Annotated in this window: 29 protein-coding genes; all 29 read right to left on the reverse strand. The window is 51.4% G+C overall.

Features of this window, described 5'->3' with window-relative positions:
* Positions 1-33 precede the first annotated feature (33 nt).
* Positions 34-444, reverse strand: coding sequence for a hypothetical protein (locus ACODSV_RS02425; protein WP_454838431.1), 411 nt, complete (start codon positions 442-444; stop codon positions 34-36).
* 44 nt (positions 445-488) lie between these two features.
* Positions 489-1,214, reverse strand: a complete 726-nt coding sequence (locus tag ACODSV_RS02430) for a hypothetical protein (RefSeq protein ID WP_454838432.1) — start codon at positions 1,212-1,214, stop codon at positions 489-491.
* Between the two features lie 385 nt (positions 1,215-1,599).
* Positions 1,600-2,736 (reverse strand): DUF7146 domain-containing protein, encoded by a 1,137-nt coding sequence (locus ACODSV_RS02435; RefSeq protein ID WP_454838433.1) that lies wholly within the window; start codon positions 2,734-2,736, stop codon positions 1,600-1,602.
* 136 nt (positions 2,737-2,872) lie between these two features.
* Positions 2,873-3,661 (reverse strand): hypothetical protein, encoded by a 789-nt coding sequence (locus ACODSV_RS02440; RefSeq protein ID WP_489044705.1) that lies wholly within the window; start codon positions 3,659-3,661, stop codon positions 2,873-2,875.
* Between the two features lie 69 nt (positions 3,662-3,730).
* The gene (locus ACODSV_RS02445) at positions 3,731-4,057 is read right to left on the reverse strand and encodes a hypothetical protein (protein WP_454838435.1); all 327 of its coding nucleotides are present in this window, start codon (positions 4,055-4,057) and stop codon (positions 3,731-3,733) included.
* Positions 4,054-4,209, reverse strand: coding sequence for a hypothetical protein (locus ACODSV_RS02450; RefSeq protein ID WP_198865899.1), 156 nt, complete (start codon positions 4,207-4,209; stop codon positions 4,054-4,056). The genes ACODSV_RS02445 and ACODSV_RS02450 overlap by 4 nt, the downstream gene beginning before the upstream one ends.
* Before the next feature lie 678 nt (positions 4,210-4,887).
* Positions 4,888-5,265: a hypothetical protein gene (locus ACODSV_RS02455; RefSeq protein WP_010465787.1), complete on the reverse strand. Its 378-nt coding sequence runs from the start codon at positions 5,263-5,265 to the stop codon at positions 4,888-4,890.
* Between the two features lie 100 nt (positions 5,266-5,365).
* Positions 5,366-5,683, reverse strand: coding sequence for a hypothetical protein (locus ACODSV_RS02460; protein ID WP_454838436.1), 318 nt, complete (start codon positions 5,681-5,683; stop codon positions 5,366-5,368).
* Positions 5,684-5,999: 316 nt separating this feature from the next.
* On the reverse strand, positions 6,000-6,140 hold the full coding sequence (locus tag ACODSV_RS02465) for a hypothetical protein (protein WP_454838437.1): 141 nt from the start codon (positions 6,138-6,140) through the stop codon (positions 6,000-6,002).
* A gap of 63 nt (positions 6,141-6,203) precedes the next feature.
* Positions 6,204-6,380, reverse strand: a complete 177-nt coding sequence (locus ACODSV_RS02470) for a hypothetical protein (protein WP_185710098.1) — start codon at positions 6,378-6,380, stop codon at positions 6,204-6,206.
* Positions 6,370-6,654 (reverse strand): hypothetical protein, encoded by a 285-nt coding sequence (locus ACODSV_RS02475; RefSeq protein ID WP_010465784.1) that lies wholly within the window; start codon positions 6,652-6,654, stop codon positions 6,370-6,372. Before ACODSV_RS02475 ends, ACODSV_RS02470 begins: the two co-directional genes overlap by 11 nt.
* A gap of 299 nt (positions 6,655-6,953) precedes the next feature.
* Entirely contained in the window at positions 6,954-7,094 is a 141-nt protein-coding gene (locus ACODSV_RS02480) for a hypothetical protein (protein ID WP_158491248.1), read from the reverse strand.
* A 66-nt stretch (positions 7,095-7,160) separates the two neighbouring features.
* Positions 7,161-7,412, reverse strand: a complete 252-nt coding sequence (locus ACODSV_RS02485) for a hypothetical protein (RefSeq protein ID WP_158456555.1) — start codon at positions 7,410-7,412, stop codon at positions 7,161-7,163.
* Positions 7,413-7,611: 199 nt separating this feature from the next.
* Complete coding sequence (locus ACODSV_RS02490; RefSeq protein ID WP_010465773.1) at positions 7,612-8,493, reverse strand: hypothetical protein; 882 nt, start codon at positions 8,491-8,493, stop codon at positions 7,612-7,614.
* A 699-nt stretch (positions 8,494-9,192) separates the two neighbouring features.
* Entirely contained in the window at positions 9,193-10,746 is a 1,554-nt protein-coding gene (locus ACODSV_RS02495) for a DNA cytosine methyltransferase (protein WP_489044711.1), read from the reverse strand.
* 192 nt (positions 10,747-10,938) lie between these two features.
* Positions 10,939-11,247, reverse strand: coding sequence for a hypothetical protein (locus ACODSV_RS02500; protein WP_454838440.1), 309 nt, complete (start codon positions 11,245-11,247; stop codon positions 10,939-10,941).
* Positions 11,248-11,303: 56 nt separating this feature from the next.
* Entirely contained in the window at positions 11,304-11,972 is a 669-nt protein-coding gene (locus ACODSV_RS02505; RefSeq protein ID WP_454838441.1) for a hypothetical protein, read from the reverse strand.
* Positions 11,973-12,183: 211 nt separating this feature from the next.
* Positions 12,184-12,645, reverse strand: coding sequence for a hypothetical protein (locus ACODSV_RS02510; protein ID WP_454838442.1), 462 nt, complete (start codon positions 12,643-12,645; stop codon positions 12,184-12,186).
* 466 nt (positions 12,646-13,111) lie between these two features.
* Complete coding sequence (locus ACODSV_RS02515) at positions 13,112-13,573, reverse strand: hypothetical protein (protein WP_198865892.1); 462 nt, start codon at positions 13,571-13,573, stop codon at positions 13,112-13,114.
* A gap of 202 nt (positions 13,574-13,775) precedes the next feature.
* Complete coding sequence (locus tag ACODSV_RS02520) at positions 13,776-13,973, reverse strand: hypothetical protein (protein ID WP_454838443.1); 198 nt, start codon at positions 13,971-13,973, stop codon at positions 13,776-13,778.
* 531 nt (positions 13,974-14,504) lie between these two features.
* On the reverse strand, positions 14,505-15,440 hold the full coding sequence (locus tag ACODSV_RS02525; RefSeq protein WP_489044715.1) for a hypothetical protein: 936 nt from the start codon (positions 15,438-15,440) through the stop codon (positions 14,505-14,507).
* Positions 15,441-15,628: 188 nt separating this feature from the next.
* A complete protein-coding gene (locus tag ACODSV_RS02530) occupies positions 15,629-16,435 on the reverse strand; it encodes a hypothetical protein (RefSeq protein ID WP_454838445.1) in 807 nt (268 codons plus the stop codon).
* 82 nt (positions 16,436-16,517) lie between these two features.
* Positions 16,518-16,940 (reverse strand): hypothetical protein, encoded by a 423-nt coding sequence (locus ACODSV_RS02535; protein WP_218538218.1) that lies wholly within the window; start codon positions 16,938-16,940, stop codon positions 16,518-16,520.
* A gap of 71 nt (positions 16,941-17,011) precedes the next feature.
* Positions 17,012-18,817 carry a VWA domain-containing protein gene (locus tag ACODSV_RS02540; protein WP_489044718.1) on the reverse strand — a complete coding sequence of 602 codons (1,806 nt, stop codon included), beginning with the start codon at positions 18,815-18,817 and terminating at the stop codon, positions 17,012-17,014.
* A 69-nt stretch (positions 18,818-18,886) separates the two neighbouring features.
* On the reverse strand, positions 18,887-20,113 hold the full coding sequence (locus ACODSV_RS02545; protein WP_489044720.1) for a DUF3150 domain-containing protein: 1,227 nt from the start codon (positions 20,111-20,113) through the stop codon (positions 18,887-18,889).
* A gap of 200 nt (positions 20,114-20,313) precedes the next feature.
* Positions 20,314-20,637 (reverse strand): DUF5983 family protein, encoded by a 324-nt coding sequence (locus ACODSV_RS02550; RefSeq protein ID WP_218538215.1) that lies wholly within the window; start codon positions 20,635-20,637, stop codon positions 20,314-20,316.
* A 55-nt stretch (positions 20,638-20,692) separates the two neighbouring features.
* Entirely contained in the window at positions 20,693-21,157 is a 465-nt protein-coding gene (locus tag ACODSV_RS02555; protein WP_185710084.1) for a hypothetical protein, read from the reverse strand.
* An 11-nt stretch (positions 21,158-21,168) separates the two neighbouring features.
* Positions 21,169-22,203 carry an AAA family ATPase gene (locus ACODSV_RS02560; RefSeq protein WP_185710083.1) on the reverse strand — a complete coding sequence of 345 codons (1,035 nt, stop codon included), beginning with the start codon at positions 22,201-22,203 and terminating at the stop codon, positions 21,169-21,171.
* Positions 22,204-22,400: 197 nt separating this feature from the next.
* Positions 22,401-23,414, reverse strand: a complete 1,014-nt coding sequence (locus tag ACODSV_RS02565; RefSeq protein WP_454838448.1) for a YqaJ viral recombinase family nuclease — start codon at positions 23,412-23,414, stop codon at positions 22,401-22,403.
* Positions 23,415-23,466 lie beyond the last annotated feature (52 nt).

Genomic DNA, 23,466 nt, shown 5'->3' on the forward strand with positions numbered 1-23,466 from the left:
AATTCCTGCCAAACTTCGCCGGCGACACCCTAGCTAAAGAAGATCGAGCAACTCAGATCCGTGAATCTGCTTGCCTGTCTCCATACTCACGAATTCGTCAAGGCGACCGATCAGGTTGGGCCCTTCAAGGGGTACATCGCGGCCGACGTGATGTACTGGAACACCTACCAATTGAACTGCAAGAGGAAGGCCGCGGTCATCGTAGGTGATCTGCCTGGTCTGTAGTCGATATACCCCCCCATTGGAGATTCGCTGTACGAAGGAGCTCTCGGAAAAGCCTGCTGCGCATAGCGCCCGTTGTGAAATGTTCTGCAGAATTACTGGCTGCCCTATCAGGTAGTCAACTGCTAACTGATCTCTATCAACCGAGCACTCGAAGATATCCTTCCCTGCTTCCCATGCCGTGGGGTCTGTGATTTTTAGCAGCGAGACTAGATCGTCCATAAACCGTTCAACGTGTTGCCTAAGCCTATCCATTTGCTATTCCGCTATGCCTGCCTTTGATACACCGTCAATGCGACGAGCGCGTCCTTGTTTTCTGTTGGTCGGACAACAATTTGCCAACCTGCTGAGTTGTTCAGGTATCGAACGCCATCTTGAGAGCTCCCATACCGCCGAGCCTTGTAACCCGCCTCCTTATCTGGGAGCGCTGCCTCCCGATCCGCATCCCGCACCAGGCGGCTCAATCTAGCGAAAACATTCTCCTCCTTGCACTCGCCATTGGTCTCGTCCAAGTACTCAACAGCGGAGTGATAGGTCAGGAAAATCTTTCCAAAAACTGGATTGTCAATTGAAGGCTGGGGTGGAGGTTTGCCATCCCATTTGACGCTGATACCCGGATGAGTTTCAGCTGTCCACCCTTCTCCCTTCTCAACCGATATGTCATGAAGACCGAAGAGTTGTGTACGCAGCGCATACGCATGCTGATACAGCTCCTCCTTTGAACTCGTGACCATAAGGAGGCGCTTTACAGCGCCACGTGAAACAACGATTTTCAGATTTCGAGATGTGCGCCCAGAGCCGGCAAGCTCCAGCCACACCAAGCAGCACCAGAGTCCGTAGATTTCAATAAAATCTAGCGTGTTCGGCCCGAAGTCACGGGACACGTGAATCTCAATCGAACGAAAGAACCGGTCATCGCCATTAAACAGAACTTGATAGACGCCTGGCTGCGCGGTTGCTGATGTGCTGACTTTGACGACTTTGAAGGTCATGTAAATTCTCTGTTGGACTCACTTCATGAGACCACGCTTATCGTACATTGCAATTGTAATTCTACAGACAGACGGTTAGCGGCGACAAAAAAAAAGGGCCAGCATCAGCTGGCCCTTCTCATTGTGGTTTCCGCAGCGCAAATCCGAGAGAGAATCTCGACTGCAGCTACAGCATATCGTCCCGTAACAGTGATACCGCCCTCCTCTAAGGATCTTGCATGATCCATGATGACGCGACGTGTCGATGGAACCCTGAACCGGCGAACCATCAACAGTCGGTAATCCGCCGACCCACCGATAAAATCGGCGGGTGGCGAGAAAGGACATGACTCACAGCTACCAGGATCAGTTACGACGACCCTTGGGTCGAAGTCGAGGCACTGACTCATGCCACCGCCCTCCTTCGCTTAGGGAAGCCCATACGGCCGAGCTGGATCAAAACATCATTCCAGTCGACAGATTTATCACCATCAGCGATAGGCAACGAAGGCATCATGATCTGAGCCTTGATACCTTTCTCCCATAGGCGCCGTTTTAGCTCCAAGGCTGCCTCTTCACCGCGTCCAGATCTGTCTTTATCAGCCCAAATCACCACCATCTTTGTGTTTGGTCCTGGTGTGAAACTTTCAAGCAATGTCGCATTAACGGTAGGAAAAACATCAATTTCCTGATCCATACCTGTCTCGATTGCCCAAGCAGTTTCTAGCCCCTCACACACATGGACAACCTCTGCATCCATGTTGCCGATGATGATTCCACCTCCCGTCACCAACCTATCGGTTGGATACGAGCACATCTTTTTTGAGCTCTCCACCGGCGCCTTCAGACCTTTATCAGTCAGAAAATACCTGTGAAGCGTTATTGGCACTCCATCTCTGGTGACCTTTGCCACGATTCCGGGAAACTCACCCTCAAACTCCCCGTCTTCGTTGTAGCTGGCCAGCCTTGGATGAAACCTCACTACTCGTGCAGCACCTGGCTTGTCCCAGCAAAGAATCTTTCGACTTGCTAGGTAAAGTCGCGCCGGCTCTGCATCGGTATGAGTTAAAGGTAACGTCTCCGACCAGATCTGGTTGAGCCGTGATCGAAGGTATAGGTTTGAAGCCCTTTCCTTCTCCTCAAACTCTCTACGTCGCTCATCAAGCTTGGACTTGTTTTCGCGATTGATACGCTCCTGTGCATGCTCGTCGTCAGTTGAGCGGATGCCCAGTTCATCTCCGACCAATGCAACAGCATCTGCGAAATCAATGCGCTTAAGCCATTGGAGAAGTGCGAAACCGTCCGGAAATAACCCGCACGTATTGCAAACACCTCCACCTGCCTCCGCGAACGGAATTTTCTTGTTTAAGAACCTGAAACCATCACCACCCCGACTTGGTTTTCCATGGACGGGGCACCGGACGTGACGGCCAGGTTTGTCGAATGCACGAGTTTCAATCTCGGGGCATAGGCTCTGTAGTATCGAATCCCATCCCTTCTGCTTCGCTGCATTACGAACAACCTCTGCTTTTAAGTTTCTCATCATGTACCTCCAGAAAAGCCCAACTCGGGACTTCCCAAAGCCTCCGACACGGGAGCTTGGGGAAGCCCCGAAGCCGGGGGAAAAGTGACTGGAGGTACTCCGCCCCAAGGGGGCCAGAGACCCCCATGGGATTGTTTTATGCTGCTTGCCGCAATCGCGGCTTAAGAAGTTTGGTGTACGTTTCTCGAGCTTCGACTATTGCTTCACGCACCAAAGACCGACTGTGTGGACACAGCCCAGAGATTGACGAGTCCCTTGAGAACCCTTCAAAAACACTCATGGCCAGAGTTGAAATTTCTTCGCCATCATCGTCTAGCATCTCGATTCGAACCTCTAATCCGAGCGCTTCGATTTTTCCACACAGGACTTCCTGTATGACCAAGTCGAGCTCATCGGTGGAGGTTGCTTCACCAAAAATGTCATAGCGCTCGTCTGAGAACTTATAGACTTCGACTCTGAAATTTCGCCTTGAGAAGCGTCGAATCAGTTTTTCCTCACTTGGATAGGCCTCTATGATTTTGTAGCCCAGTGATGCGAGCTCACTGCCGGTATCGACAATGTCTGCCTCCAAAGCCTGAACCAGACAGTGGAAAGCTACCCGCTGCGCTGCGCCACCCAACTCGTGTGCCTCAGTGAGCTCAACGCATTTAGCGTCATGGCTTAAAGAGGTGGATCTTTCATGGACATAACGACAGCTACTGATCCGATTGATCGCAAGCTTTTCGTCAAGCTGGAGGCCTTTCCAAATCTCCTCCGAGTACTGTGGGACCAGCCGCTTGGCCAGGGTCACAATATCAAGCTCGCCGGCAAAGCTCGCTCCGTCACCCTGGCAGCTACTTAGGGAATAACGGATGTCATCCGTTGGATACCCCTTCGCTGTTAAGTGACGAGTCATTGCTGTTTTGATTGCATGATTCATAGACATAGAAGAACTCCAGTAATGGAGGCTTCTCACCCCACCGGGGCAAAAAGCCCCTGATAGGGATGGTCGGTTTTATTTATTGAGGCTGGAGAGGAAAGTCTCCCACTGCTGATTGCCGTGAGAAACAACCGCTCCGTCGTGAATCAGCACACGTCGTCGACCGGTGTAGCCTCGATCGATCGCATATACCGTCTTATCAGCGGCGGCCGGATATCGACGCATGAGTCGAGAAACCGCCAGATTTTGTCGAAGAGCGAAAGCTCGGCGAACAACTTTATTTCTTCCGCCACATCTTGATACCGCTTCAGCCTCGACTCCCCTTGTGAGGGCTTCGGCTTCACCAAGAGTAAGATTCATGGTTTCACGGAGGAGCTCGATCAGTCTGGGAAATTTCTTCATTTTCCACCCGCCTTGGGCTTCGAAGGAATTCCACACAAACTGCTCATCAGATCAACAAAACGATCATCAGTGAGCGCATCAAGATGATGTCCAACCCGATTTATCGGCTTGGGGACAATAGGCTGCTGTGGTTGCTTGGGCTTATTGCTCATGCAGAACCTCCAGTGCCAGGCTGGAGCAAATCAAGGTCGAAATGCTTGCGAGATGGCCTTGGCCACGTACATGCCGTAACACGGGTAGACGTGGATTTTCAGAATTGATCATGAACACCTCCAGAATGGAGATGAAGTTCCGCCCCAATGAGGGAGGAACCCCATCGGGAGCGGCTGATGCCGAGTGCTGACTACGAGGGTCAGCTGCCTATCAAGAAGAAGCCACAGGGCGTCTTCTGGAATCTACTTTCGCAACACTGGTTTGCGGAAATAGACTCAAGACCTAAGGGTCTATCGCTTCAAGGAAGCGGTAGACCCCGGCCCAGATCGGTTTCACATGATGTCGAAAACGAAGTCGACAATGATGATGATCAAATCGAACATGGTGCACCTCATATTCAAGATGCAGAACCCACCCCAACAGGGGGTAAGACCCTGCAGGGTTGTGTAGCCCGAATGGGCAGTTAAGTGCTGCAAAGAATCGCGCAGCTTGCGATATCTCCAATCGCACAGGCGAGAGGAAGAATCTTGCTTTGGAAATACTGGTTTTCCAAAGCAATTCAGAAATCGGATATGACGATTTGCCTGCCGGCATGAGAGGTGCTGAGTCAGCTGTGTTGAAATATAGCACCAGGTATTGAGAGAAGAAAGCGGGGGAAAATCCCCCGCTTCTATCACTTACGCACTCTTTCGAACATCCACCATTTCAGCTTTCATCGCCCGGAGTAAATCCAAGCTATAAAGCCTCAACTCGGATGCAGGAACATTGCGACATTCCGCCGAGATCTGGTGAACCAACTCAATATGCTCACGAAGATGCTCCGTGGTAGTGATTCCGCGCTCACCGAGCCCTGCATCGATCTCCAGCTGAGAAATTCCAGCCAAAGCCGCCAGGTAGTGAGGACGATCTCTTCGATCCAGCAGAAGGGAATCTGCGAATCCCTCCTCCTCCCCGTTTGGGAACAACCGACGCTTACGCTGCTCGATGATTTCACGATAGTGTGAATACCGAAGCTGCAGATCATCAGTCAGTTTGTGGACAGGTTCATAATGCATAGGGCCTCCAACAGTTGATGCCGAGACCGCTCCCAATCGGGAGAGGCCCCGACTGGGTTTGCTGCAAACTGCAGCTGTAAATGCACCAAGGTGCGGTTTTTTACCAGGTTGCTTCCACAGCCTCGAACATCATATGAAGTCGAAGAAGCGGCTGCGTGAGAAGCCATTCTCTGGATTCACTGGTGTACTGGACAAGAAGGTTCACAAGGCGGCCGTGCTCATCGAGCTCAGCTTGAGTTGAAACCTTGACCAGTCGCATCCGACATTGAATGGAAAGCAATGTTTGCCTCTCAACCAACGTAAGAGTGTCTTCTGCGCTGCATTCAATTCCATTGGACATCATGCGCGCAACTCGTCCAGGCAGGGTCGCTGCAGCGGAATTCAAGCCTGCTGCTTCAAGCTGTTGAAAAATGTTCATAGGGACCTCCGGAAAAAGGAGATCTCATGCCCACAGGGGGATAAGAACCCCCATGGGTGAATTGGCGAATGCCAAAATGATTGCTGCATAGAGCTGCAGCTGACTATCAGCCTAGAAAACGCATTGCTTCCAGGTGGGATTCAATATCGACATCCGACAGAAGCTGCCTGAAAAATGTCGATATTGAACCCATCGAATTAGATGAGTGAAGAAATCAAATGAGAATCGACTGCCCTAGAGGAGGCAACCACAAACGGGGTGGAACCCGATCAGGAGGGAAAGAAGTTGCCCCTCGAAGAGGGGCAGATTTGAGCTATCAGCGGTTCTTTTTTGCTTGCTGGCGTACAGCTTTTGCGCCCACTACAGGTGCGAAGAAAATCGCCGGAGCAGCTTTGGCAGCAACGGCAAACTCAGCTGCAAAGCCTTTGACGAAGTCTACAAGTTGTTTCCGAACCATGATGAGCTCCTCGCTACGTTCATGATTTGAGCATACTCCTTGAGACTACGTCAGACAATGCAATCAGGCCCGCTTTGGGGTGTCGCCACGTGGTCCGTTTCTTTCACGCAACTTGCGCCATTGCTGAACCACCCCTTGAATCGCTCCACGTGCGGGAGCGAAATAAATCGCCGGCGCTTCAAGAGCCGCTTTGGCAAACTCATCGAAGCTATCAACGATCCAACTTGTATTACTCGCCATCCTTCATCTCCTTAAACGCACTGAGCGCCGTAAAGGCTAAATGTGAAAGAAACAAAGCACAGTCGACCATTAGGATGGTTCGTTCAAGCACTGAAAGGACGCTGATCGTGAACTCATCAACGTGATATTCCTTAAGTGTGTGCACGAGCCAGCCGAGCGCAACCGCGGGTGTAGCCACGATGACGAAGATGCCGCTCCCGATGATCGAGTGCGCCGCGAAATGAGCCAAAGGCGCATACCACGGTTTCTTGTGCGGAGACGAATTGTTCTCCATAGGTACCTCCATAGAAGATGCAGGGAGGTCACCACCCCACAGGGATGGATGTCCCTGCGGATTTTGGAATGCTGAAGAGAAAGTGCTCAGCTTCACTACTCAACCTGGTCACATGACCGGGCAGAAGATTCTTTGTTACCAGCTAAAACCACTTTGGAAATTGTTGAATTTCCAAAGTGGTTTCCGAATCAGCAGCCTAGGGCATGCGCCCTAGGATGCGATCAGATCCTGCCCTTGCGGAGAGGAAGTGCTGCAGTGCAATTGTGAGTTGGACCGCGGCGGATTTGAAGCAGGAAAGCCTAAGAGTCGAGTCTTGAAACACTATCCACCAGGTTGATGGTTGTGTTCTTCAACAGTACCCATAACGCTACAGCGGGTGCCCAGTAACCAATTGAAGATTGCTTGACGCCACGCTTGAAGCCACGGATGAAGTTATCCATTGGCGAATCCCTCTGTATTTCCTGTTTGTTTGGTAGGCGAGCTCGAGCCGCCTCATTGAGTCAGACTCAGCCACGCAGCTCTTTGCATGCCTTCCAGGTAGAAAAAAGCACCCACCAAGAAACGAACACGCAGTCCGCTACCAAAAGCAAAGACTCTATGAACCCGAGGAAGGGAACGAGATGTTTGCCAGCCTCAAAGCCACCGACCCAGTGAGTTACAACTGAGATCAGCAGACTAGCGAGAGCAAGTATTACGAAAAATACGATGCCCATTAGGATGTGGGCGAAGTACTCCCCCAACAATTCAAGTTTTTTCATGTGTTAACTCCAGAAATGGACGGAGCTAACACCCCAAACGGAGTGCCAAACCCCGTCGGTTGGTTTATGTGCTGATCAAGATGAACAGCTTTTCAGATCAGACGCACATTGGTCTGATTGAAACCGCTTGAGCAATTTGCCCTTGCCGAAGCGGTCTCTTCATCACCCCGGTTACCCGGAGTGATGTGAGATTCATTCTCTAGGCTGCGAGCCGATAGGTACCTGGCGCAACACGCTCAAAAAATCGAGCGTCTTGGCAGACCTGGCGGATTTTCGCTTCCCAATGTTGATTGGCCCGTGTCTGAGCGTAAGGCGCAATCAGTTCATTTATTTCCCGCAGGTGCATCACTTTTCCGCCCTGCAGAATTCGCCTTACAGCAGCCCTCCAGGTGGTACCGATCATCGAGGACGCTCGACGATCAACCTTGGCCAGGAAGAGAAGCGAACTTTGATCCTTTCTGAAAACCAGCAGTTTTTCGTGAGCGATCCTGACGATATTCCCATAGGTTTTTTGATCGGATAAACAGTTGTGCTGAGTCTTGATAATCTCATCAATCAGCTTTCCTGGAGCCACCCGCTCGACCAACGAAGACAGGTTGTAATACTCCCCCTTTCTCCTCAAATTACCCATGAGGATTCCGTAGGTACCGCCCCGCTCCATCGAGTCGTGGATATTCATGATCGCAAGCTCTAGGGCCTCAACAAAGTCGTTCATGGCCATGCGGCTCATGTCCCATTTGTTTGGCTCTCCCCACATGTTTCCACTGTACGTGATCATGTCCAGGTAAGCCGGGTGCCAAAAACAGCTGTGTGCTTCCTCTCCAAGAAACTGACCGACATCGTCAAGTAGGAGATTGAACCCCTGGTGTAGGTCTGTTCCTTTGAAACGAAGCCCCAGTTCCTTGGCTACGTCTACGGACGTCCCACCGCCGATGCTTGGGTCAAAGGCTAAGCCTGCTTTGTTCCGGTGATAGGTCTCGAAGAAACCTCGGATGACGTGCCCACTGCAGTTGCCGCGGTACTTGTTATCACCCCAAGGTCCACGATTTGGAAAGGACAGAACAGAGGATTGAAATTTCATGGTTTGCACTCCGGTTTAGGAGGGCACCACACCCAATGGGAGTGATACCCCCATTGGGTTTTTGAAGTTGATTGAGAAATGCTGAATTGCTGTCAGCTTAGCGATCTGCAGTCGAGCAACGACTGCGAGAGACAATTGCTTTCGCAAAGCAAGCTTGGGAAAGAAATCGTGAGGATGGTGGTGTTAACAAGAGTGCTGATCATCCAGCTATGCAGATAAGGCTGTGGAGCCTCAGCAAAACTATACGACAAGAAATCGCGAGATGGTAGAGGCTTCACCCGCCCCAAAGGACAGGTGAAACCGGATCAAGCAGCCATAAAGCGATTGGGTGAGAAGACCCGTGCGTGCCCCCGCTCGTAGTAATTGAGGAGAGTCTCAAAAGGCTCACCTCGCTCCTTCACACTACGAAAGCAGTGAGTGCCTGAGATTGGCGTATCACGAATCAACTCAATCACCTTTCCGTCATCAAGCTCCCAAAGAAAAATCGTACAGGACTCCGTCTTGGCAGTCCCACGTCGAGTCATCTTCCGATCGCCCATCATCCGGGCTGCAAGAAGTATTGGGTTCATGCATGGCACCTATGGTTAAGGCGGACACGCACCCCTGACGGGATGAATGCCCGTCAGGGTAGAAAATAAGGTCAGATCGACCTCACGTAGTTAACGATGAACACCATCGCCAACAAGGTTTCAGAATTCGCTAGGCGAACTCTAGCGCTACCTGGGAGGGGAAAGGCTGACTGGTGATTAACTGCGGCACCTGATCTGCTTTATTCCCTACTTCCAGAATTACATCCCAATCTGTAACGCCATCCTCAGCTGTCTCCTGACCAGGAAAATCAATCACACCGGATACAACCAGCTCGTTGAAAACGGGCTTAGGCTTTTGATTTGTCAGCGCCAGACCGAGGCTATATCCCACCGCTTCAAAGACCGGCCCAATAACAGATTGACCTAAGAGTTCATGCGCCGTTGTTTCTGAAAGCCCCTCAATAAGACTTTGGGGAACACCTTTCAAACGGGCATGCTCAAGCGGCGTGAAGAGACGGGAGAGGGTCGAATTCTCCGGGTGTTGAAGATGAGGATCTGTACTGCGCACCTTCTGATAACCGCGAGTCATCGTTCCCACTGATGTACTGTCATAGCTGATCAGCTGACGACGAAACCCTTTGCCATTTGCCTTATCGCGCTCCTCCTTGATAGCGAGGTAGTCATACGCTTTCCAGCGGTCCGAACTCAGAGAAATTTCGCTGTCAAGAATGTCAGCAACTGTTTGCGTTGTTTTCTTACCTTTCTCAGGGAAAGAAAAGTCCACATCCAGCCCCTTCGTAATGGCAACAAACACCATTCGCTCACGAGCCTCAAGAACGCCAAAATCCGTACCAACGAGAACCGTTTCGTACAGGTTGTAGCCTCTAGAAGTCAGGGTGCTGCGAATCACTGCCATGCCGGCCGAACTCGCATAATCCTTGACGTTTTCAATCAGAATGACCGCTGGATTGGAGGCTTTTGTAAAATCAAGGAAGTCGTTGAACAGCGTTCCTGCCGAATCGTGCTCTTCAGCATGCTTGATCTTATTTTTCGCCTTACCGGACCGACTGGCGCCCGTGCAAGGCACTCCACCGACCACCATCGACAATTGAGGAATGGCATTGCTCATGTCCAGGTCGCGGATGTCCGAGCAGACAGCGATCGAGTCAGCGCTCCATAGCTCTTGATTGTTGCGCAACGATGCATCCAGGTAGTCGCCGTTTATCTCAACGCCTACCTGAATAAACGTTGCTACTCCGGCAGCTAGCAAGCCTGAGTGCAACGCTTTATCGAGAACACCTCCGCCGTGAAACAGCGAGCCACATGCCAATTTCTCCTTGTTGGCCAGTTTCTGCTTAAGTCGCTCCACGCGTTCGCGAATCTTCATCTCAACATGCAGCGCTGAGATCGCGAGACGACCATTACGAATCACCACACGAACTTTCTCGCAGCCCTCATAGAAGGACTTGAGCAGCTCGGTGCGAATCTCCAATAGTGGGGTGATCAAACCGTTGCGCTCACGCTTGGAGACGGTCACAAGACCCTCTACAACCGAACCATCATCGACCGGCACAAGCTCGATGCGCTTTTGTGTTTCATCGCCTCGAACCAGGTACTTCGCACCGATCTTAATGCCAGCGTGAACCAGCTTTTGACCTTCCATCCAGACCCGAGCAACGCCGCTTCTGGATTCGCCAATTGTTACGTTTAAAATAGTCGTCATGGTGATACTCCGGTTTAGCAGGAGCACCACCCCCAAGGGGATGATTGCCCCTGTGGGTTTTAAAGTGCTGACGATCGCCAGCTGTTTTTCTCGTCCGCTCACATGAGCAGTCGAAGAATCCTTGCCTATATCCTTTGCGTTGACAGAGGAAAGAATTCTTTAGTTGTGGCCGGCCCAAAAGGGCCGGCACATTTAGGTTTTTTGATTGAGCAGCACGCTAAAATCTTCAGCCGTGGGAGGCCACACCAGATCCTCAACAAGGCGGTCGACATCTACATCACATAGGGACGTAACCTCATCACCATTTGTGGCCAGGTCCTGCATTTCATCCGATCGATTAACGGGATCGCACATCCCCTTCTCTTGCCAAAAGCGCAAAGCCGCAATCAGGGTATGGCGAACCTCTTCATCGCGGACGAAAATCGCCGGCGCTGTAGAACTCGTACTCCCAATACCACCGTCAGATTCATTCTGGGTGGCCAAATTCGAATCGGTTGTCATCTCACACTCCTAGAAATGGGAGGAGCAACGCCCATAAGGGACGATGCCCTCAAGGGTCAGGCCAGAACAGCCAAATCTTTTATGCTTTTCACGATCTGAACTTCTGGCGTCACGTCCTTCACGGACTCGACAACTTGCCCGTTGGCGAACGAAAGCCTCAGCAGATCTAACGGATCCTCGGACGTCACTTCATCCTGATGCAACTGGTTCACAACAGTGATTTTAGTAATGTCCGGCAAACCAAACGTCTGCACTTGAACTGGGTTTCCGTCGTTGAGAATCACTAGGACCTGCGGTGCAAGGGCGTCAAGATTGGAGTGATTAGCCATAACCGCTCGCATGTATTCGTCGTGCACAACGTGGAACTCGCCGGCGGAATAGCCAAGACAACCTTGGATATGCAGCCAAAGAGCACTCAACCGAGTGAATCGACCAAAGTTTGCGACCCAGTAGTTCTTTAAGCCCGCTTTGACGAGGAACATCAAACAAGCGGAAATATCTACATCACCATCGACTACGCAACCCAGATGGGTTGCATTTACTGGTACCTGCGCTGAAAGGAGACCACTGCTGAAATCCCGAAACGATGCCTTGAAGGCCTCGAAAACACTTCCCGCAGTAGCCTGGGATGCATTCGGGATGTCCCCAACACGCTTGGTTGCTGACAGGTAAACGATTGCCCGACCATCGTTGGTATGGGAAATCCAGGCTTGTAAGTTATTCATGATGCAGCTCCGTGATGGAGCAGAGCCATATCCCCAATGCGGGGTCATGAAACCCTGCAGGGTGATTGATGTGCTGGTAACACCAGCTAGTTTTCTCTGACGCCTCAAGGCAACAGATGAATCTTCTCACCAAGACTTTCAGCTTGGTCAAAGGACTCTTTGATGACGCGTGAGAAAGCCCGACATCTGGGCTACCTCACGCGAAGTATTTCTACATCACACCAACGCTTCCAAACGGAAGGCCGGCCAGTTTTGCAACATCGGCCTTGGACTGAAGCGGCGTCCAGCCCTTCTCCACTTCGAATTTCCCGCCAACGAGGATCTGAAAGCATCCACCTTCATACGGCCCATATATCTCAGGGAATTTTGCGATTTGAGAAACGTCACGCTGCCACTCAGCAAAAAGCCACTGATTGAAAGCCGCAACAAACTCGTTTGTGAGAAGCTCTGGTGGATAGCACGTCACCATTCCAAGCTTTCCATTTACTTGCAATTCCCAGTCAGCCTCAGAAATAGTTGCAGGCTGAATGTATGGCTGGCGTTCCACACGGCACATGAGCCGCACACATTCGCCTCCAGAGCGTCCATTTGGAATGGTAGCTTCATAGCTGAATACGCCCTGGTAGCTGCTAATAAATCGAAATCCGAATTGGGTATCGGTGATGCACGTCATGGTTTCTCTCCTGTGAAAGAGAGAGCCAAGCCCAAGAGGGGCTTCGCTCCCTCGAGGGTGGTTTTATGATGGTGAGCTCACCAAGCCAAAAGCTTGATACGCGCGCTGTGATTAAACCCATGCCACGTCACGACGCCTATCTGAGGTGACTCAGCGGTGTCCGTAAAGTGGAATCGATTGGTATCAATTAGCCTAGGATGCAGCTCTTACCGAAAAGCTGCCCCGCCGCGGATGGCGTCCGCATGGGATGAGATAGTTGCTGGAAATTCAGCTGAGAACAGTCGGCTCAAGCCGAATGAAACTGCTAACGATTGTGCCTGGTGATCACAGGCTGTGCAAGCCAGGCAATACCACACAAAAGCCCTCCCTGTCTGACCTGAAAGGCTCCTACTTTGTTGAGAGCGGACACCATCAAAGGACAATCTCAACAACTGTTATTCCAACCCAATGAAACAGGTTTCGAAACTCACTGAATCTCAATCGTTGGGTCGATGGCCACGTCAAAAGGTATGCCGGCCAAGTTCCTCACGTCCTCGAAGCTCTGTAGTCGAATCCAACCCGTTGGGCTGTAAACAGCGCCCACATAAACCTTGAATCCTTCAGGGATAAATCCCTTAAAGCGTTCCGGTTGCTTGAGCATTTCACTTACTTGGGCCGACCACTCCTCGTATCTCAAGCGATTGAACATTGCGATGAAATCGGTAGTGAGCCTTGACGGTGCAGAGGTCACGAACCCGACGGCACCGTTCACCGATCGCTCAAACGATTCTTGGGTCAGGTTTGAGTATTCGGGGTAGCGCTCCTTTGCAATTTGCACCTCTACTCGGAACTGCTCACCCTCGAAAGCACATTCGTAGGTATGCCGGCCTTGGTAAGACAGCAACCAATGAACACTCGAACGGTGAGCTAAGGTGGATTCATTAAACATAGGATCATCTCCAGAAGACGGACCCCTCCCCCGACGGGGAAAAAGGCCCGCAGGGGTTAAATCGGCATAGGCCGGTGCTGAGTTTTCAGCTTTTCCTGTCAGTACACACTGACAACAGAAAACGTATTCCGGAGCAGCTTCATGCTTTGGGATATGTTCTCAAAACGCCCCCCGACAAAGGGGGACGGATATACATTGAATGTCACTTTCCGGGTTTCAGATACTCATCAATTGCCTTCAGCCCCAGCGGGTCATCGGGCAAAAGCGCGTGCCAGGAAAGATTGCCATACCGGTCAATCACCGCTTTATCAGCTAAAAGTACCTTTGAACTGAATGGGCTTCTGAAAACCGAGATCTGACCTTCGTATTGGATGGCCTCCTGAGAATTACAGCCGCTCACTGAAAGTTCTCCTTTAAGCCGGTGCGAATCCACCCAGCACCTTGCCGATAGACGACAGGTACCACCGTTGGGAATGGGAGCAGTGATGGATCGCTGGGATGAATCACCCCATAACGCTCAGGCTGGCTTGTCAGGCGTAGTACCCTTTCAACATGCACTACATGCCTCCACTCATTGAACGCCACTACGAGCTCATCTGGCACCACGTTGTTGTCCGTAAAGCAGATCGTGTCCCTTCGACCAACGACATCCCGAACGAACTCTTCGTCACTCAGCCCTGAGAAGTACTCCCGCCGCCCATCGTATGAATTATCGCCAACGACAAGCTTGTGTTGTTTTCCGTCGATCCAGCAATCGTGCTCCCATGTTCCGTGGTACCGGAGGCCTTGTCTAAATCGAATATTAGGGTTTTGGTAAGTATTTTGAGTCACGGCTTGCTCCTCGTTTGAAGCAAGACCCCGCCCCAGCAGGGACAGAGCCCTGCTGGGTTATGTGTGATGCGAGCCCCTTCAGTAAGTCGGGGCACCGCGGTTAAATGGCAGGTTCTGAAAACTGTGTTTTTACACACTGATTCACGAAATTTATCCGCTCATCCGCGTTCAATTGGTCGAATCCAATTGGTAATTTGCGGTCGGCAACATCTCTAACAAGCGACATACCACCGAGATACACTGCTGTCGCTGGCATCCTGACAGTGAGAACAACTTGATCAGCACTATCGTCACCGGTGTCTTCGGTTGCGAGTTCAAGAGCCGAATGCTCGAGTCCAAAATGGCTCGCAAGTGCCTTGGCCCCCTGGATTGTTGCTACCTCTGGTATGCCGTACTTACTAGCATTTGGGTACGACGTATTCATGTGAAGAGCCGAAGCGCCAGCTACATGAGTGCGATCAATCAATACGCGACGTCCCGTAAGGGCGTGTACGGCAGCCCCTAGATCAGGATCCTGAAGGCCATCGGACGTGTCGACATCGAATGTTACTTCGACGGTACATTTCGACAGGTCCAGCTCACCTTGGTGGTTTAAGAGATCACGAGTTTCAAGACTCTCGACAAGCTCATCAAGGACATCGCCTAGATAAAACCCCTTCCCATGAATATTGGCAGCATGAACCGCAATACTCAGGATTTCTGAGATTGCAGCTGTGCTGAGCGCCGGCCTTATTTCCCCATAGAGCTCGCCAAAGCGGTCTAGGGTGGATAGCGTCAGTTGAATCGACACTTCGCCGGTTGCCTCAAGCGGACGATCAAGTTCAAAGATTTGGTTGCGAACCTGCTTGAGATAGCCAGAATCGACCACCGTTAGGCTGGCGTCACAACCAGTATCGTCGGCAGAAGATATGAGTGTTTCAGCGGCTTCCTGAAGTGACTCCAAAGCAGTCAGATATGTAAACAGCTCTGGAGGAACAGATATTCCCTGGCCACTGAGAACCGTGAGGTATTTTCGAACTGGATTAATGTTGGACATAGCGACTCCTAGAGAGAGTGAGGCCATACCCCCCAAGCGGGAGTATGAAACCCCGCTGGGTGTTTAAATGCTGATATCAGCTACTCAAGCGTCGGAACATCCGGACGCGATGAATCCTTTTTTGACAACGAGTGGTTCTCGAAAAAGGACTCAGCCAGGGCCGCCGTATGGCGACCCTGACTGAACAACTACTTATCCTGCGGTGGCTCAGGTGCACGTTGATGAACCTTTGCTACCCAGGTGTTGCGCTCTACCCACTTCTTGACAGTGATAACAGACTGATCAGGCTGAATCTCATCAACCTCGACTTCAACAGGCTGCTTACCAACACACTTCAAGGAAATGCGATCACCACGCTTGATGCCGTGAAGATTCACGACACGCTCAAGGTCTATACCCCAAACGTAGTTATGCTGACCCAGGCGAACCAGGTACGACATTGATTCCTTCTGGTCAAACTTGTAACGATAGCGGCCGACCTGCCGAACAACACCCGTCTTAGCATTGGACCAGTCGATCCCCTCGGAATCGTCCACCAATTGCTGCTGAGATTGAACAGTCCGATCATTACCGGTAACCGAGGTTTTTGAGTTCCCGTCATTTCGAGGCGGGCTCAATGCCAAGGTAGGTTGCCCATCCAAGTCGTCATCCATGCAGAGATTCGCATAGTCATCCAAAGTGCCTATTGGAACCTCATCCAACAGATGATGACTTGCCGCGGTGATAGGAAGATCGAGAGTCAAACGAGGCGCCGGCGGCATCTCATAACCCGCGAAAGACCCACGAAGATCTGCCGGAAACGAGCGAATGGAATCACCCGTAGCTTTCAGCACCTCAAACCGCTTCAGGAAGTCCTTCCGGCGTTCGCAATTCATCTCTTGCTGTTGCGAAGCCATAGCACTGAACTCTGCTCTGGATCGATTGTGGGGCGTCTCCTGATAGGGAAACAGTTCAATGCACAGTGGTTGTGTGATTTGAGCTTGATTAAAACGCATGAGTCTTCTCCGGTTTGGAGGGAAGCTCCTCCCCAAAGGGAAAGATGACTTCCCATTGGGTTATAAAAATTTTGCGGCCTGGTTAGGCAACATGCTGAAGCTGATCAATTACTTTTTCACGACGGCAAAGATGAACGAGGGATTCACGAAGCTCGTCCCCCCTTACACCCGCAAAGTAGGCGCAGACCATGAAAGAAAATGGTCCAACACTTTCACTCATGATCCACCCCCATCTGTCACGACGAGTCGCAACTGCTGCACGCTTGTCCAACAGAACATGGCACGCCTCATGTAGGAGCTTCTCTCGAAGCAAATCAACGTAGTCATCAGTCCACTCGAACTGCTCCAACTGATCTTCCGGCATAGCCAGGAGATCTAGGTAGAGCTGCTCAATGTCAGCATTGGTAAGAAGCTTTTTCGGACGCCGGGTTTTCGGTAATTGCTTACCTAGGAACTCACGCCCCTCAGGGATAAATCCCTCTCCTAAAGCTAAAGCAAATTGCATGGTGGAACCTCCGGGTAGGAGGAGGCGCACCACCCCTAAGGGGGTGATGAACCCCCTAGGGTTTGCCGGTTTTACACGGCTTGTATTAATACCTGTTGAACCAGGTTATTCAGAGCGTTCCGTAACTGACATAGGTCAGTAAGGAACTCCCAATGGTTGTCACCGAAAATATCCTGAAGCTTTCTGGTGTTCGCCGATCCAAAAGCGATAGCAAACACCTCGATCCCTGAAGCACGGCAACGATCCACCATGTTCTTTGCGGAGTCAGCATGATCAGGGTCGCCGTCGGTAATAACGATCATTACCTTCCGCTCACCTTTGGCTTTCAGAAGATCACCAGCGGCTGGCCACATTGCGTTAGACAATGGTGTTGATCCGCAGGGAACCTGCCCAAAACGACCTTCGCGGAAAGCGTTGGCCAAGTTCTGACTATGCCGCTTCAGCACACCTACGGCGTTCTCACGACCGTGGCTCTTTGGAAAGATCATTGCTCCAGTGGTTACACCGGAAATGCCTTCCAATGCCGTCAAAATTGCATACGCACTTTCTTCGGCGATCTGTAGCGCAGATTTACGAGCGTTAATTACAGCCTCTCGCTCGGCATCTGATAGCACATCAAGGTTTTCATTCGGACCGACAATTTTCATCGCCATCGAAGTAGAGCCATCCAGGACTAGCTGAATAGCGGCATTCGTCCGCTGCACAGGTTCTTGTCGCCGGAAGATCCGGTTTTCCCCAACCCGCACCCGTGCAAGACGACTGCCCTCAATTTTGCTGCCGCTACTTCTCAGACTTGCACGTGCGTTACGAGACCCTTGAATCAGACTGCTCATAACCTGGCGGAGCCCCATGGAAGCGGCCTGGCCATTTTTAAAAACGCGCATCGCCTGCAGCTCAGAACCGATCGGGTCTTTTATTACCAATGAAGGTACTGGCGTTTGATGATCTACAACCGTGGCAACCATGTCGGATGCCAAAGATGCGACATCAGAAATGGCATCCTTCAAGTCGTCTTCGGAAGCAGAAAGGATCTTCTGTTTCATATTCTGACCATCAGAAGCACCACTCGCAGGACTTCCAGACAGAGCTGGATCGTCCTTGCTATCCCCTTTATCACCAGCGCCGAAGCCATTGCTTTTGGGTTGAGAATCTTGGTCCTGATCGTTGCCATCCTGACCGGGTCCAGGCTCTCCACTTGATTGCTGTTGCGGCTGGTTTTGCGGGGATTGAGGCTGTTGCGGTTGAGTCGGCGGCTTCTGTTGATCCTCGTCCTCAGCCAGCACATCCAACATCCGGTGCGTCATTTGATACACCGCCTCAGTATCCGGCAGATCGGCGACTTGGCTTAAAAGCCCGAGCACTTTCGTGCTCCTCCCGACACCGAAAACCTTCTTGAACTCCGGCTCGATGATTGTCGCCTCAGCTTGCAGAGGTTGATTCAAAAGCCGAGCCCGACCAATGATCAAACATGCGTTCATCAAGAGTGTTGCTTCGTTCTGGCCGCTAAAATCACGCCCTCCGGCAATCACTTCCTTGACCATCACCGTAAGGGGATGAACCGTGGAAAAATGTTCAGCCATCATCCGTTTTTCGATCCGGATGTCCTCGAGCATGTTCATGAACCGAACGATGAACAATGCCTCAGCTTCAGCCTTGTCATACACCCCATCGTCCGAGTACTTGATATGAGCAGATTCATGCGCAGTCCAACCTAGCGCGACGAGAATCATTGTCTGAGACTCATCGGTAAGCATTGGAAGATAAAGAACCTTGTTTTTGGTCGCGGGCTGATTTCCACCCCACACCACTGTCACACCCAAATCATCGGTGTAGTAACGAGCGATGATTGGAAAAGCATTGTTCAAAGACTTTTGCATAGGTACCTCCAGGAAGTAGAGGCACTCCAACCCCGAGGGGGCAAGAGCGCCCCGAAAGGGTTGGTTTGATTAAAGGCAGAAATCCATGCTGTCGACCGCAAACGTATCGGCAGCCACCACGTGAGCAAACACCTCATTGGAAAGCACTTGAGGAGCTACTTCATCTACATCCGCCTTCTCCGCAGCGGCGTCGATCGCAGCGTTCTGAACCTCGTGAGCCAGTGAAGCCAGCTCGTTAACGTTCAGCGATGTCAGATCGGCGCCGGCCATAAGGTCAGCAAAAGATGTTGCGGAGGACTCAGCTACGAGAGCTGAATCCATCGCTCCAGCCAACACATCAAAGGCAGTTTCAACGTCCAGGATGTTGAAATCGGAGAAGTCTGGAGTTGTGTCATCCGACAGTTGCAGTGTTGGATCAACGAACGCACCTGGTGCATCCGCATTTGACTTCTGGAAGAGCCCCGCCATTTTCAAGATTTTGGTCTCGTCAGACAAAGTAAGAATCAGGGACAACAAATCCTGAAAGTCACTTCCCTTGTAAGGCCCCGATTTTGGAAGCTTACCGATAACATTCGTCATGTAGTCGGCAACCAACGAAACACCAGGGTTCAAAAAGGCCAGCGAGGACAGCTTTTTGTGCATTTTCAGCATCGAGCTCACTGCCTTTCTGCTCACGGAGTCCTTACCGACGAAGCTGTTATCCAGAAGATCTTCAGCAGCATCAGCAATTTCTCGGAACAGTTGGCCGGAAAGGCCATTGACCTCCTGAGCCAGACCTTTCGCAATGCTAGGGTTCGAGGTATCAGGAGCAACGCGGCAGAGCGTGAAGCGAAAACTAAATTTATGGGCAACCACATCCTTTGGAGTTTTGGCACTCAATACTGCCGAACGCCATTGAGGGTTAGCCCATTTGTTGACCCAAGCATCGAAATTCGAGTCGTAGGCCTTGATAAAGGCAACACGCTGATCCTCAAATTTGCGCTTGATGTCTTCAAGCTCAGCAGCAACCTCCGGTGCAACCTCATCTGGAAGACCGTAGCCACCCAGAAAACGTACACCGTTAAGCTCGAGCAAACGAACTGCCCTTCGCTTGAGATTTTCGAACTCTTTGAGCTCGTCTGAGTTGATGATTTTCTTACTTCCGAGGGAAGCAAGTTCAGAAGGAGGCAGGGTGACACCTGCTCCAAGATCCTCTGTACGAAGCTTCTTCCTGCCCGACCAAATGCTGACATTTAGGTCGACCAGCAGAAGCTTGCTGAGAGTATCGATTTCTTTTACGGGTGATGAAATTTGCATGAGATGCCTCCGGGTATAGAGGACGGTCTCGCCCCGACGGGGTAAGAACGCCCCGATGGGTTTCAATAGGAAATGCTGTTTTATAGTGAACAGCTATCACTTCACAAGGCCACTCACATAAGCGACCAGAGAACCTTCTTTGCTATAGCCCGACTATAGCAAAGGAGGCTCGAATGAGGGAGCCCTTACGGGCTCCCTTACTACCACTCGAATTGTGGCACGTCTTCATCCAGATACCCGTCTCGATCAAACCCCAAGTAGGTAACATTCTCCTCAGGAGAGATGCACCAATTGAGGATGTCTCGAAACTCGGTTGACGCGCCGGATTCGATGATGCCACGAACGGTCAATTCACCGATCGGGATCACAAAACCATAGCGGGTTTTAAGCACTACAGGACCAGTCCACCCTTCACAATGAAATCGCTGAAAATGCCGCGCAGATAGGTGCTCTAGTAGCTCGGCATCGCTTTTTCGAAGATGATTGGTGCAAAGCTCTACTGATTTACAGGTTGGAAGATTCATTGATGCTCCGGGTTGTTTTACGGAGCCCTCCCCAGCGGGAAGAGCCCCGCAAGGTTTAGAAACAAAAGTCTATTTCACCGACTGCCTGCGAACCGAAATCCGCATTTGCCAAGCTAGATAGATCGATCGGACGAGGTAGCGCACCGAGCTCAACAAGAGCTTTTACGCACACATCGTATTGCCCTGCTTCCTGGCCAACGATACGCAGCAGGTAAGCATCGACTTGTTTGGAGTCGCCGAAGTTCAGAGCGGCGCCATCGGTATCTGACAGCGACAGAACAGGGCTTGTGTTACTGGCGTCGCCGAGGTGGTGAGCAACAGCGACCAACAGAAGAACCAAGTTGCGATCCTCTATGAGATCAAGCTCGCCGGCGCCCACTGGGGTAAACATACGGTCGTGAAGATCTGATACAGCGCCCGCAAGACCAAGCACAGCAGCTACAGAGTCGAGACTCTGCAGTGCTTGCTTGATGGTTTCACGGGCCTGATCCTCACTTACAACAGAGAAGAACAGGCTCATTTTCCTACCCCTTAGCTAACCACCGGGTCAGCGCCCCAAGCACTACCGAATTTGTCTTTAGCAATGGTATGGAGAACCAGACGCATCGCTTTATCAGCACGGTTGCTCAGAGACTCACGCAATGCTTGAGCCAAAGGTGAAGCGAACGGGAACGAACCCGAATTAGCATTTGCAGCTTTGCTGTAGGTAATGCCCAAACGAGCCCACCGCAGCAGGGTACGAGTCGAGAAGGTCACCGTAATGCCCTGCTCACCAGGTTTGAGATCCATTTCAGGATTGCCAACAAATTGCTTTCGCACTTGGTTAGCGATGTCGACCATGGTTTCCAAAATAGAGATATCTACAGTCGGCATTGTCGATTGAAGAATCGCCATCTCAGACGCCTTATCGATGTATGGCACCTCAAGCAACCGAATACGATCCCAGGACGCAAGGTTCTGCGACAAGGTACCGTTGTAGAGCCCAGTCTCATCACCTTGGCCGCGGGTATTCCCTGTGATGCAGAAACGGAAATTCGGGTGAGCGTGAATGATCTCCCCTCCGTTATCTGCAAGCACCAGGTACCCACCTTCAAGCACGGCATTCAAACCTGCGAAAACGGAGGGATCCAGTACGTCAGCCTCGTTCAGAAGGAATATTGCTCCTTCTTTCATCGCCAAGGCCAAAGGACCATAACGAAACACGGTGCGTTGATCACCGGTCACGGGATCACACTCGAGGCCCATCTGTCCGACCAGCTCAGGAATCTCCATACGGGAGTGAGCATCGATCGTACGAAATGGCCAATTCAAACGAGCTGCGACCTGTGCAACGATTGAGGTTTTGCCAGCACCAGTAGGGCCAACAAGTCCCAACGCATCCCCACCAGGATTGACGAGGAAATTCATTACCGGCAACCGAAGTTCAGGGCGGAATAGGTAATGAGGGTTAACGCTTGGAACAATACCCATCAACTCATGGTCGGGCGCAAAACCTGGGGCTTTAACATCGCCTTGGGGACCTTGGATGCCGAACGAGCTGAGAGGGATAATGGATTGAAGTTTCATGGTGTATCTCCGGTTTGGAGGGACACCACACCCCTACTGGGATGTGAGTGTCCCAGAGGGTTTAGATTTTTGCTGTTGAGCGAACAGCTGCGCTATCGTCCTTTGCCACATGGCAAGGAACAGATTCGAAAGACTCTGGTAAGGAAGCCCTTGCCGCAGCCTTCAGAAAGAATACAAGGGCCCGAAGGCCCCTGTTTCTATATGCAAAATGCCTGATCAGACTCATCAAAGTCAACTGTCTGAAGTAGCTGCTCAAGCGGTGCTGTTGTGATCGGCGTTTGTGCATTCACCGTAATCCTGACCCTCTCCGAAGACGCTCCACGGAAAACATCAAGGTTCTCTGCAGGATAGTTTGGATGAAGCGAAGTGAACGCTTCCTTCCACCTCACATATCCTTGCTGGTTGTAGCGACAAACTCTAACGCCTGAAGCCTCTGCAAGGAGGTAGTCTCCCATCAAGCTGACAAAGCCCTGCTGGAGTTGCTCACGCTCAGCCTTCAGTTCCTTGATACGTAACTCAAGTGAAGCTAGTTCCGAGTCAAGCGTTGCCGCCTTGGAAGCGTGACCTTCCCACTCAATCAAACCTCCCCCCGTTGGCGTAAAGTAATCACGTTCAGGATCCTTTTCAGGCTCCTTATCCGCGACGACACTAGCCCAAAATCCGAGAGATGCTTTCAGAATGAGTTGGATTGCTTGATCGCTTCGAGCGACCTCGAAAACGATTGGTTGATTGCGAGTATGGTAGAAGACCAGATAACCAAAATCGGCCCCTGATACTGCAAGCTGATGTTGGACCTGCCACCAGTACAGACGGTAATGCGATGACCCCTCACCCTGCTCTGCAACCTCATTGAAATTCGAGTCAGCCAAGATTTTGATCTCAACCGGCCGCATCGTATCCAACTCCACCCCATCGAAGCTTGCCCGAAGCAAAGGATGAAGCGTTGACTCCCCACAGTACGGCATTAGCACCGTGTCGTATTTGTCCTGGAACCACGATAAAGCATGTGGCTCTAGCATGATTGCCAGTCGGACCTGAGGAATCATCGATAGATCTAATGGAGGCACACGCCCAGTGAGCTCAGCCCACAACCGCCAGCGAGTTTTGTTCGGATGATGCCCAAGGATGACAGCTGCAGACGTCGCAGTTACTCCTTGTGCACGCCAGGCATGCCATTCCGGCGTGCGTTGTCGCAAGTCCACAATTTTCATATTCACCTCCAGATTATGGAGGGACCCAGCCCCAACGGGGAGGAATCCCCGT

The sequence above is a fragment of the Pseudomonas sp. FG86 genome (assembly GCF_057808775.1).